Source organism: Chromobacterium sp. LK1 (assembly GCF_001043555.1).
GTDB lineage: Bacteria > Pseudomonadota > Gammaproteobacteria > Burkholderiales > Chromobacteriaceae > Chromobacterium > Chromobacterium aquaticum.
Window position 1 is genome coordinate 142,169 of record NZ_LDUI01000001.1, and the last position, 11,739, is coordinate 153,907.

11 protein-coding genes are annotated in these 11,739 nt (G+C 66.4%); 10 read left to right on the top strand and 1 reads right to left on the bottom strand.

The features are described from left to right. Nucleotides 1-11: 11 nt before the first annotated feature. The 10 genes from iolE (at nucleotide 12) to VI26_RS00640 (ending at nucleotide 10,203) form a co-directional block, all read left to right on the top strand. The gene (gene iolE, locus VI26_RS00595; protein WP_048407797.1) at nucleotides 12-932 is read left to right on the top strand and encodes a myo-inosose-2 dehydratase; all 921 of its coding nucleotides are present in this window, start codon (nucleotides 12-14) and stop codon (nucleotides 930-932) included. Beyond that, a complete protein-coding gene (gene iolB / locus VI26_RS00600) occupies nucleotides 929-1,738 on the top strand; it encodes a 5-deoxy-glucuronate isomerase (RefSeq protein ID WP_048407798.1) in 810 nt (269 codons plus the stop codon). Before iolE ends, iolB begins: the two co-directional genes overlap by 4 nt. Before the next feature lie 87 nt (nucleotides 1,739-1,825). After that, nucleotides 1,826-3,121 carry an aminopeptidase P N-terminal domain-containing protein gene (locus VI26_RS00605; RefSeq protein WP_048407799.1) on the top strand — a complete coding sequence of 432 codons (1,296 nt, stop codon included), beginning with the start codon at nucleotides 1,826-1,828 and terminating at the stop codon, nucleotides 3,119-3,121. Between the two features lie 40 nt (nucleotides 3,122-3,161). Then, nucleotides 3,162-4,325, top strand: coding sequence for an FAD-dependent oxidoreductase (locus tag VI26_RS00610; protein WP_048407800.1), 1,164 nt, complete (start codon nucleotides 3,162-3,164; stop codon nucleotides 4,323-4,325). A 13-nt stretch (nucleotides 4,326-4,338) separates the two neighbouring features. After that, the gene (locus VI26_RS00615) at nucleotides 4,339-5,490 is read left to right on the top strand and encodes a UbiH/UbiF family hydroxylase (protein ID WP_048407801.1); all 1,152 of its coding nucleotides are present in this window, start codon (nucleotides 4,339-4,341) and stop codon (nucleotides 5,488-5,490) included. A 25-nt stretch (nucleotides 5,491-5,515) separates the two neighbouring features. After that, nucleotides 5,516-6,250 carry a DsbC family protein gene (locus VI26_RS00620; RefSeq protein ID WP_048407802.1) on the top strand — a complete coding sequence of 245 codons (735 nt, stop codon included), beginning with the start codon at nucleotides 5,516-5,518 and terminating at the stop codon, nucleotides 6,248-6,250. Nucleotides 6,251-6,337: 87 nt separating this feature from the next. Next, complete coding sequence (locus VI26_RS00625) at nucleotides 6,338-7,063, top strand: hypothetical protein (RefSeq protein WP_048407803.1); 726 nt, start codon at nucleotides 6,338-6,340, stop codon at nucleotides 7,061-7,063. Between the two features lie 415 nt (nucleotides 7,064-7,478). Then, nucleotides 7,479-7,739, top strand: coding sequence for an acyl-CoA-binding protein (locus tag VI26_RS00630; RefSeq protein WP_048407804.1), 261 nt, complete (start codon nucleotides 7,479-7,481; stop codon nucleotides 7,737-7,739). A gap of 173 nt (nucleotides 7,740-7,912) precedes the next feature. Then, nucleotides 7,913-8,401, top strand: coding sequence for a molybdopterin-dependent oxidoreductase (locus VI26_RS00635; protein ID WP_053074153.1), 489 nt, complete (start codon nucleotides 7,913-7,915; stop codon nucleotides 8,399-8,401). Further along, nucleotides 8,401-10,203: a hybrid sensor histidine kinase/response regulator gene (locus VI26_RS00640; protein ID WP_048407805.1), complete on the top strand. Its 1,803-nt coding sequence runs from the start codon at nucleotides 8,401-8,403 to the stop codon at nucleotides 10,201-10,203. Before VI26_RS00635 ends, VI26_RS00640 begins: the two co-directional genes overlap by 1 nt. Nucleotides 10,204-10,287: 84 nt before the next feature. Here VI26_RS00640 and VI26_RS00645 read toward each other — a convergent pair whose 3' ends face one another. Beyond that, a complete protein-coding gene (locus tag VI26_RS00645) occupies nucleotides 10,288-11,151 on the bottom strand; it encodes a helix-turn-helix domain-containing protein (protein WP_197081330.1) in 864 nt (287 codons plus the stop codon). Nucleotides 11,152-11,739: the final 588 nt, after the last annotated feature.

An 11,739-nucleotide genomic window follows, 5' to 3' on the forward strand; every position in this document is an offset into this window, starting at 1 on the left:
GGAACAGCGCAATGCATGCATTCGACGTGAAAATCGGCATCAATCCGATTTCCTGGAGCAATGACGACCTGCCGTCGCTGGGCGGCGAAATATCGCTGCAGCAGGCGCTGGCCGAAGGCGCGGCCATCGGCTACCGCGGTTTTGAGCTGGGCAATAAATTCCCGCGTCAGCCGGAGGCGCTGGCGGCGGCGCTGGCGCCGCACGGCCTGCAATGCGTGTCCGGCTGGCATTCCGGCCGGCTGGCCGAGCGCGGCGTGGATGAGGAAATCGCCGCCGTGGAACCGCATCTGCGTTTGCTGGCCGCCAGCGGATGCCGGGTGATGGTCTACGGTGAAGTGGCCCAGGCGATACAGGGCCAGCCGCGGCCCTTGAGCCAGCGTCCGCGCTTTGGCTCGGAGCGGCAATGGCGCGATTACGGCGAGCGGCTGAACGCCTTCGGCCGCCACCTGCAAAGCCACGGCCTGACGCTGGCCTACCATCACCATATGGGCGCCTACGTCGAAACCCCGGACGATGTGGACGCGTTGATGGCGGTCACCGGCTCGGAAGTGGGCCTGCTGTTCGACAGCGGCCACATCGCCTTCGCCGGCGGCGAACCGCTGGCGGTGCTGCGCCGCCATATCGGCCGCGTGGTCCACGTCCATTGCAAGGATATCCGCCCGCAGGTGGCGCGGCTGGCGCGCAACCGCGGCTGGAGTTTTCTGGAGGCGGTGCTCAACGGCGTGTTCACCGTGCCCGGCGACGGCGTCATCGATTTCGAAGCCCTGCTGCGCACGCTAGCCGAGCACGGCTATCGCGGCTGGCTGGTGGTGGAGGCGGAGCAGGACCCGGTGGTGGCGCCCAGCTACCGCTATGCCGAACTGGGCTTCCGCACCCTGGCTGGCCTGGTGGCCGCCATCCGCGCCGGCGCGTCGGAAAGGAGTTGCGCATGAATCAGCCTGATTTGCGCGTGAGAGCGGCGGCCGGCCGCGTCGCCGCCGACATCACCCCGGCCTCCGCCGGCTGGCGCCACGTCGGTTTCCGCGCCTTGCGCCTGGCCGACGGCGAGGCCGAGGACTGGCTGCAAGCGGAGCGGGAGTGCTGCGTGGTGGTGCTGGCCGGCGTCGTCGATCTCATCGCCGGTGAACAGCGCTGGCCGGGCGTGGGCGGCCGCGCCGATGTGTTCGACGGGCAAGCGCCGTGGGCGGCTTATATTCCCGCCGGCTGTGCATTGCGCATCGTCGCCCACGGCGCGGCGGAAGTGGCTTTGTGTTCGGCGCCGGGCCGGCCGCTGACCCGGCCGCCGCGGCTGATCCGGCCGCAGGACATGGCGCAGAGCGTGCGCGGGCAGGGGAGCAACACCCGCTACGTCACCGACATCCTGCCGCAGCAGGCGGAGGCGGACGGCCTGCTGGTGGTGGAAGTGCGCACCCCGTCCGGCCATTCGTCCAGCTATCCGCCGCACAAGCACGACCGCGACGCGCTGCCGGTGGAGAGCCTGTTGGAGGAGACCTATTACCACCGGGTGAGCCCGGCGCAGGGCTTCGTGTTCCAGCGCGTCTACACCGACGAGCGCGATCTGGACCAATCCCACGCGGTGGAGGACGGCGACGTGGTGCTGGTGCCGCGCGGCTATCATCCGGTGTGCGTGCCGCACGGCTATGAATCCTACTACCTCAATGTGATGGCCGGGCCGCGCCGCGAATGGCGCTTCCACAACGACCCGGCGCATGAGTGGATGCTGTCCGCCGTGAGCTGAGGCGCGGCCGCGGGGCTTGGGTTGGCGCGGGCGGCGGTGTAAACTGCCGCTTTTACGACCGCGTCGGTCCCTTGCCTGGATTCCGCCATGCCCACGCCTCATGCCGCACGCCGCGCCCGCCTGCTGTCCGCCCTGGGCGACGCCGTAGCGGTGCTGCCCACCGCGCCGGAAGCGGTGCGCAACGCCGATAATTTCTATCCCTATCGCCCGGACAGCCATTTCCTGTACCTGACCGGCTTCGCCGAGCCGGAAGCGGTGTTGGTGCTGGATGGGCGCAGCGGCAAGTCCATCCTGTTTTGCCGCGACAAGAATGCGGACATGGAAATCTGGGAAGGCTTCCGCCACGGGCCGCAGGCAGCGGCGGAGACTTTCGGCTTCGACGAGGCTTATCCCGTCGCCGAGCTGGACGCGCGGATGCTGGAGCTGCTGTCCGGCTGCGGCCGGCTGTGCTGGAGCCTGGGCCGCGACGCCAAGTTCGACGCGCGCGTCAACGGCTGGCTGGACAGCCTGCGTCAGCGCGCCTACCACGGCGCGCCGGCGCCCAGCTGCTACGGCGACGTGCACGCGCTGCTGGACGAGATGCGCCTGATCAAGGACGACAGCGAGATCGCGCTATTGCGCCGCGCCGGCGAGATTTCCGCCGCCGGCCATGTGCAGGCGATGCGGACCACCCGGCCCGGCCTGCATGAATACCAGATCGAGGCGGAAATCCTGCACGCCTTCGTCAGCCGCGGCGCGCGCCAGCCTTCCTATGAAAGCATCGTCGCCGGCGGCGCCAATGCCTGCACCCTGCATTACTGCGCCAACAACGGCTTGCTGCGCGACGGCGAAATGCTGTTGATCGACGCCGGCTGCGAACTGGAAGGCTACGCCGGCGACATCACCCGCAGCTTCCCGATCAACGGCCGTTTCAGCGGCCCGCAGCGCGACGTCTACGAAGTAGTGCTGGCGGCGCAGGCGGCGGCCATCGCCGCGCTGGGGCCGAATGTTCCCTGGAACGCGTCCGGCGACGCCGCGCTGGCGGTGCTGGCCCAGGGCATGCTGGACCTGGGGCTGTTGCAAGGCAGCGTGGACGGGGTGATCGAATCCGGCGCCTACCGCCAGTTCTACATGCACGGCATCGGCCATCTGATCGGCCTGGACGTGCACGACGTGGGCGCGCGCAAGCGCAACGGCCTGTGGCGCGCCTATCAGCCCGGCATGTGCGTGACGGTGGAGCCGGGCTTGTACATCCGCCCGGCGGACGGAGTGCCGGCGGCGCTGCACCATATCGGCGTGCGCATCGAGGACGATGTGCTGATCACCGAGCAGGGCTGCGAGGTCTATACCGGCGGCGTGCCCAAGCGCATCGACGAGATCGAGGCGCTGATGAATCAGGATTGAATTCCGGAGCCTGTGTCCCGAGGAAACAGGAGGAAACAGAATGCAGCAACAGATAAATGAACATGCGGACGTGGTGATCATAGGCGGCGGCCCGGTCGGGGCGCTGGCCGCTTTGCGGCTGGCGCGCGCCGGCCGCGAGGTGACCTTGGTGGAGGCCCGCGGCCGCGATGAGACGGTGCGCGACGCGCGCGCGCTGGCGCTGTCCTGGCACAGCCGCGAGCTGCTGCGCGAAGCCGGCGCCTGGCCGGAGGATTTGCCGGCATCCTTGATCGACAGCGTGCACGTGTCGCAGCAAGGCGCTTGCGGCCGCACCCTATTGCAGGGCGAGGACGTGGGCCTGCCGCACCTGGGCGCGGTGGTGGATTACCCGGCGCTGGTGGCGGCGCTGGGCGGCGCGCTGGAGCGCGCCGGCGTGCGCGTGTTGTGGCGGCACCGGGTGCGGGCGGTCAAAAGCCTCAGCCATTACGCGGTGGCGACGGTGGAGTCGGACGCCGGCGAGAGCGTGTTGACCTGCCGGCTGGCGGTGATGGCCGAGGGCGGCGCGTTGGCGGAAAGCCTGCCCGGCGTCAAGCGCCTGAGCCACGATTACCGCCAGTGCGCGGTGCTGGCCGAAGTGCGCACCGAATTGCCGCCCAAGGGCGTGGCCTATGAGCGCTTTGCCCATGACGGGCCGCTGGCCCTGTTGCCGCACGGCGACGCTTATATGTTGGTGTGGACCCGCAGCGCCGAGGACGCCGCCCGCTTGCAGGCGGCCGACGACGCCGAGGTGGCCGCCGCCTTGCAACAGGCCTTCGGCGAGCGCCAGGGCCGCATCCTGGACGTGGGGCCGCGCGCGGCGTTCCCGCTGGCGTTGAAGCAGCTCAACCGCGTGGTCAGCGGCCGGGTGGCGATGATAGGCAACGCCGCACAAACCATGCATCCGGTGGCGGCGCAGGGCCTGAATCTGGGCCTGCGCGACGCCGCCGGTCTCAGCGCGGCGCTGGCCGGCGTCGCCGATCCCGGCGATGCCGCCGCGCTGGTGGCCTATGCCGCGTCGCGACGGGTGGACAGCCACGCGGTGGTGGGCTTCACCCATGGCTTGATCAAATTGTTCGACGGCCACCATCCGGTGGTCAGCGCGATGCGCAGCGTCGGCCTCAGCGCGCTGGACGCGCTGCCGCCGCTACGGCGCAAATTCGCCAGCCATCTGGTGTTCGGCGTGTGATGGGAGAGCGAGCGTGAAAGCATTGCAATATGATGTGATCGTCGTCGGCGGCGGGCTGGTGGGCGCCAGCCTGGCGCTGGCGCTGGAGCGCGCCGGCAAGAGCGTGGCCCTGCTGGAAGGACGGCCGCCACGGCTGGAGGGTCTGGAGCAGGGCTGGGACGCGCGCATTTACGCGGTGAGCCCGGCCAACCGCCGTTTCCTCGAGAGCCTGGACGCCTGGCCCGGCGCCGAGCGCCTGGGCGCGATTGAGGCGATGGATGTGCGCGGCGACGCGGGCGGCCGCATCGAGTTCGCCGCCAGCGACGCCGGCGAGCCGGCGCTGGCCTGGATCGCCGAGAACCGCTGGCTGCTGGCCGCCTTGTGGCGGCGGCTGACGGCGTCCGGCGTCGATTGCCTGACCGGGGTCTTGCCGCAGACACTGCGCGCCGACGCGCTGGGCGCCGAGCTGGAATTGGAGGACGGCCGCCGGCTGAGCGCCGCCTTGCTGGTCGGCGCCGACGGCGCCAACTCCTGGGTGCGCGAGCAGGCCGGCCTGGATGCCAGCGTCAAGCCTTACCGCCAGAGCGGGGTGGTGGCCAATTTCGACTGCGAGCGCCCGCACGGCGGCGTGGCGCGGCAATGGTTTCTCGGCGGCGACATCCTGGCCTGGCTGCCGATGGCCGGGAACCGAATTTCCATGGTGTGGTCAAGCTCTGATCCCGAGCGTTTGCTGCAACTGTCGCCGGACGCGTTGGCGGAGACGGTGGCCGCGGCCGGAGGACAAACGCTGGGAAAATTGGCTACCATCACTGCCGCCGCGGCGTTTCCGCTGCGCTTGATCCAGCCGCAGCGGGTGGTGGCCGAGCGCGTGGCCCTGGTGGGCGACGCCGCTCACACCGTGCATCCCCTGGCCGGCCAGGGGGTGAACCTGGGTTTTCAGGACGCTGAGCAATTGGCGGCCTTGCTGGCCGGCGAGCGCGACGCCGGAGACTGGATGCTGCTGCGCCGTTATGAGCGCCAGCGGCGCGAAGCGGTGAAAACCATGCAGCTGGGTTGCGATGGACTGTTCCAGCTGTTCCAGGCCAAGGCGCCGGGCCTGCCCTGGCTGCGCAATGCCGGACTGAACCTGACCAATTGCCTGAAGCCTTTGAAGCGGCAATTCGCTCGCCAGGCGATTGGTTATTGAACCTCCTTTCCAAGGATAAAGATTGATGAAGAAAAACTTGAAGTCCCTGGCGCTGGGCGCCTCCCTGATGATGGCGCTGGCCGCTTGCTCGCAGGCCGCCGGCAGCGGCAACGTCGGTGATGTGAAAAAGGCGTTTGAAGGCCGTTTCCCCGGCAAGCCGGTCAAGGCGGTGAGCGCCTCCCCGGTGAAAGGGATTTTCGAGGTGGTGGTGGACAATAAACAGGTGGTGTACACCAATGCCGACGCCAGCTATCTGTTTGTCGGCGACCTGATCGACGCGGTGAAGAAGGAAAGCCTGACCGAGAAGAAACTGGCCGAGCTGAACAAGGTGGACTTCAAGTCGCTGCCGTTCGAATACGCGCTGAAGGAAGTGCGCGGCAAGGGCGAGCGCAAGCTGGCGGTGTTCTCCGATCCGGACTGCCCGTTCTGCAAGAAGCTGGAACGCGAGGGTCTGAAGAACCTGGACAACGTGACCATCTACACCTTCCTCTATCCGCTGACCCAGCTGCATCCGGACGCGATGCGCAAGTCCAAGCAGATCTGGTGCTCGCCCGACAAAGTGGCGGCCTGGTCCGGCTTCATGCGCGACGGCAAGCCGCTGACCGGTCCGGACAATTGCGACACTCCGTTGGAGAAGATTCAGCAGTTGGGCGAGAAACTGGGCATCACCGGCACGCCGGGCCTGATCTTCGCCAATGGCCAGCTGGTGCCGGGCGCGATCGATGCCGAAGACATCGAGAAGCTGCTCAAGGCCAAATAAGCCAGCCGCGCCCCGCGCGACGCCCGCGGCCTGTCCCGACGCCTTCGTGGCGGCGCGGCAGGCCGTTGTCGCGACTGGAGCGCGGCGGTGAGCGCGCGGCCGGGCTGGGGGACGCGCTGGCGCGGCCTGTCCAATAGCGACCGCATTTTGCTGGGCCTGTCGTTTTCCCTGGCCGCGCACGGGCTGGCGATTTTCGCGCCGTGGCCGGTGGGGGGCGCGCACGGCGAGCCGGCCGGCCTGAGCGTGCGCCTGGCCGCGGCGTGGCCCGCGCCCAGGCCGTCGCCGCGCGTGGAGCGGGCCGAGACGCCGCCGGCGTGGAGCGCGCCCGTGGCGGCCGAGGCTTTGCCTCCGACGGAGGCTGAAGCGAAACCGGAGCCGGAACCACAGCCAAGCGCATCGGCGCCTGCCGGCGAGCCGTCGAGCGCGGCGTCGGCGCCGCTGGCCGAGGCCGCCGAGCCGGGGGAGGATGTGGCGCAGCGTCTGGGGCTAGACCTGTATTACCCGGCCAGTCAGCTGGAGCAAGTGGCGACGCCGCTGCGGCCTATCGAGCTGCCGGACCTGTCCTATTTGACTGGGGTGACGATCAGGATAGAGCTGCGCGTCTATATCAATGAACAGGGTGGGGTGGATGCGGTGCAATCGTTCAGCGCGCAGCCGGCCGGCAGCGAGCAGGCCTTGATCGAGCGTTTTCGCCATGTCGAATTTTCGCCAGGGCGCAAGGACGGCATCGCGGTGAAGAGCTATAAACGTATTTTGATCCAGTCCGAGCCGGGAGGCGGCGTGGTCTTGCCGCGGCAGCCTGGCCAGCGCTGAGAACCTGTTTACGATCTGCTGCGCGTCGTGAAGCGTTGCACGGTGAGTACCAGCTCAAAATGCTCATGTACCACGAGTACATTCCGCTTTTTCGCTCGTTTTCGCCTTGTCTCGCTTAGCTCGCGAGAACGTAAACACGTTCTGAGAACCTGGTCAAAGTCTGCTGCGCTCGGTGCGGCGTAGCACGGTGCGCGTACTGCTTCGAAATGTTCATGTGCCAGTCATGCATTCCGCTTGCTCCGCCGCAACGTCTTGTCTCGCTTAGCTCGCGAGAACGTAAACAGGTGAGGAGCGCGCCAGCGCCCGGGCTGACCGCGGCGCGGGTTCATGGTAAATTCCGCTTTCCGGCATGGTGCCGGTGGCTAACATCTTACCAGGGACATGAAAAGGTCCCGGTTTTCACAAAGGAATTGCCATGTCTGATTTGCAGACGCTGTTCACCCAGGCTCAGGCCGATGTCAAGACCCTGTCCGAGCGCCCGGACAACCAGACGCTGCTGCAGCTGTACGCCTTGTTCAAGCAGGCGACCGAAGGCGACGCCGCCGGCGAGCGTCCGGGCATGATGGATTTCATCAATCGCGCCAAGTTCGATGCCTGGGAAAAGCTGAAGGGCAAGGGCGGCGACGAAGCGATGCAGGAATACGTGGATGTGGTGAAGCGCCTGTTGGAAGACTGATCCGGCGGTTCGGACCCCGGCCGCCCTGGCGGACTGCCCGTCGGGCGGCTCCGCCTGCGGCGCGGCAAACCGGCACCGGCAGCGCGTGCCGATTTTTTTTAGTTGTCCGTCGCGGTTCGCCGCGACGCAGCGCGTGGCGCTAGGGTTTTTCAATCAATGAAGCGTTTGCCAAGATGAAGAAAGTCTTTTGCTTGCTGGTTTTCGCGCTGCTGGCGCAAGCATGCCGGGCGGGCGACGACCCGGTGCTGCTGGTGGTGTCGGGCAAAATCAGCCATTACACCGATCCGGCGCGCGGGGTGTATGAATTCCGCGAAAGCGCGCTGATGGCCTTGCCGCAGACCTCGCTGGTCACCGCCACCAGCTGGACGCCCAAGGCCACTTTCAGCGGGCCATTGGTGCGCGACATTCTCAACAAGGTGGGCGCTTACGGGCATCAGGCCCAGTTCGTCGCCCTCAATGACTACACCTATTCGATCCCTGTCAGCGAACTGGTCAAGTACCGCGCCATCCTGGCGCGCCGCTTCAATCAACAGCCGATGAACGTGGCCCGTTACGGCCCGCTGTGGTTGATGTATCCATTGGAGCAGATGCCGGATTCGGCCAAGGGGCCGGCGCTGGACGCCAAGTTGATCTGGCAGATCGATGGCCTGGTGGTGAACTGATGGACAAGCAAGATAGGGCGCAGGAAGGCGCCAAGTCGGCCTGGGTCGGACGTCTGCGGCAACTGGCATCCGGCTGGGGCGGCTGGCCGGAAGGCCGGCGCATGCTGTGGGTGGGCCTGCTGGTGCTGATCACCGCCGCCGGCGGCATGTATTACAGCATCAGCCAGGTGGGCAAGGGCAATTCGGTGGCCAATAGCAGCGAAGACCTGTATTGGTCGGTGGCGCAATTCCAGTTGGAGATGGAGCGCGCCAAGTCCGCGCTGGTGGCTTTCCAGGCCGGCCGCATCAATAACGAGGAATTGACCCGACGGCTGGAGGTGGCCAGCAGCCGCTTCCACGTATTCTCTGAACCGGCGCCGGTGCGCGTGCAGATGCTGCTGCGCCAGGTGAAGGGGTTCGACACCCTGGTGGCGGATTATCAGCAACTGTTCACCGATCCGGGCTTCGGCCATCCGTCGCCGGCTGCGGTGCCGGCGCTGCTGGAGCGCATCGATCTGCTGCGGCCGCAACTGATGGCTTTCGCCGTGGAGGCGCGGGTGGCCGAGGTCAAGAGCCGCACCGAGCGCCTGGAGGATCTGGACCGCCAGCGCAGCAATGTGCTCTATCTGCAATCAGTGTTGTGGGGCGTGATCTGCGCGGTGATCCTGCTGTTGTCGCGCTACAGCTCGGTCAAGCGTCTGGCCAGCGCCAAGCAGGCCTTGCTGGAGAAGGAACAGTCCGCGCATCAGGCCACGGTGGCGATGGAGCTGGACCGCACCACCTTCCTGGCCACGCTGAGCCACGAGATCCGCTCACCGCTGCAATCGATGCAGGTGTGCATCGAATTGCTGGAGCCGGTGGCGGATGGCGACAAGACGGCGCGCACCGCGGTGCAGCGCCTGAAGACCAGCGTGTCGCATCTGTCGGCCCAGGTGCACGACATCATGGACATCAGCGCCATCCGCAATATGAAGCTGCGGATGAATCCGCAGCCTATGCCGCTGGCCGAGGTGCTGCAAGCCACCATGGACGTGATGCGGCCGCTGGCCGACGCCAAGGGGCTGACCCTGAGCTATCAGGCCGGCCCCTTGCCGGAGAAGGTGCTGCTGGACGAGGTCAGGCTGCGTCAGGTGGTGGGCAATCTGGTGTCCAACGCCATCCGTTACACCGATCAGGGCGGGGTGACGGTCAATGTCAGCTGCCTGCGCGCCACCGGCCACCATGAGCTGATGCTGCAGGTGCGCGACACCGGCATCGGCATTCCGCCGGAGCAGCAGCAGCGCATCTTCCAGCCCTTCATCCAGGGCAAGCACCGCCGCGCCGGCAGCTGCGGCCTGGGCCTGTCCATCGTCAAGGAACTGGTCAATCTGTTTGGCGGTTGCATCGAACTGGACAGCGCCGAGGGCCAGGGTTCATGTTTCACGGTCCGGTTGCCGGTGCAGACGCTGGACGCGCCCGGCCCGCAATCGGTGCTGATCGTCGATGACGACGCCGATATCCGTGACACCCTGGCGGAGCTGCTGCAGCGCGACGGCTATCAGGTGGCCACCGCGGAGACGGCGGCGCTGGCCGAGCAGGCGCTGGAGCGGGCCGATTTCGACACCGTGTTGCTGGACATGCACCTGGGCGCGGACAGCGGCTATCAGGTGGCGGAGCAGGCCTGGAACGGTCAGCGCGGCGCGCACACCGCCATCGTCGGCATGAGCGCCTACCCGGAAGCCTTCCAGGACCCGCGCGCGCGGCGTTTCGCCGGCATCCTGGCCAAGCCCTTTGACGCCGGCCAGCTGCGGCGCATGCTGGAGGCGGTGACCAAGCGCGGCTGAACGCGGTGGAGCATGGCCGGAATGAAAAAAAGCCCTGGGGATCCAGGGCTTTTTCATGTCGCGTGGCGGCTGGAGCCGGTCTGTTCAGACTTCCAGGTCGTGGGCCGCGGTCACCACATTGGTGATCTGCAGCGCCAGGATGGAACCCGGCGTCGGCTTGCCGATGTAGTAGACGCCCTGGATGCGCAAGGCCTGCTGCAAGGCGGATTCGTATTCTTCCGCGTGGCCGGTCAGCACGATGATGGGCACGGTGGCCGAGCGCTGGCGTATGGTTTCTATCACCTTCATGCAATCGTCGTCGCCCAGCACCCAGTCCAGCACGAAGGCGTCGAACTCTTCGTTCGGCAGCGCGGCCAGCAGTTCGGATGGCGATTCATAGGGCAGGGCGAACAGGCCCTGGCGCACCAGCACCGCGGCCAGGATGTCGGCGTCCATATCGTCCAGCACCGCCACCAGCAGGCGCTTGTTATTGGCGCGCTTGGGCGGCTGCACCGCCAGGTAAGTGACTTCGTGGCCGTTGATGCAGCGGTCGTGGCTGCCCGGATACACGTGCCAGCTGTCGCCCTGGCGGCGCGCCAGCAACAGCGGGGAGATCGAATCGTCCTGCACCACGTCGCCCAGCTGTATCCAGCAATGGGCTTCCTCGGTGTGGTCGGTCAGGTGCAGGATGGCCGGGATCAGATCGGCGTCCGGCACCCGCACCGGCCGGCGGTTGTCCTGCGACACCAGCAGTTCCGAAGTGGGGAGGCCCAGGTATTGCGCCAGCTTTTCCAACTGGCCCAGCTGCCATTGGCTGCTGCCGTTGAGCTTGCGGTAGGTTTGCGACGCGCTCAGGCCCAGCACTTCCTCGATCAAGCTGACCTGCTGCGATTCCGCCAGGCCGCGCTGTTCCAGATGGGTCCGGATATTGGCATTGATGATTTCAGTCGTTGGCTTATTCTGTGTCATTTGCATGTCTTCTAAGTAGGGCGACTATTCGGGGTCGTTTCTTATTCGCCATCAAGCAAACCCTTGATGCTGCGCTGACTTGCGGCGCGGGAGGTACTGTCCGCGTCAGCGCGCCTTGCCTCAGGTTCTCTGCCAGGTTTGCTTGGCGGCTCTTATCTGCGCGCGTCCCGGGCAATGGACGGGCGCTTTTTATGTCTTGTTCAATGATTATCGCTGCCGGCGCACGGGCGGCGGGTGGCCTTCCGGGCAGGGCCGGGGCTTGCCGGTTGCGGCATGCCACCCGGGTACGAAATCATTGCCAGGCTGTCAGCCGATTATTAGTCAAAATTTGCAAAATGTGCGAAAAATTTTCGCTTAAAACGCAAAAAAGGCTTCCATTCTAGATTCATGCATACAGCTTGAAACCTGTTCCTTGGTACAGAGTCTTTGCTGCGCGAGATAAATGGATGGATGCGTCTGAAGAGTGAATTGTACTTAATGCGATGATTGCTTTGAGGAAATCTCTATGTGTCGGTAAAGCGGGCGGGTGCCGGCGGCGAGGAGGCAAGAGGAGAAGGGCTTCGCATCCAATGCGAAACCAGTCCCGGC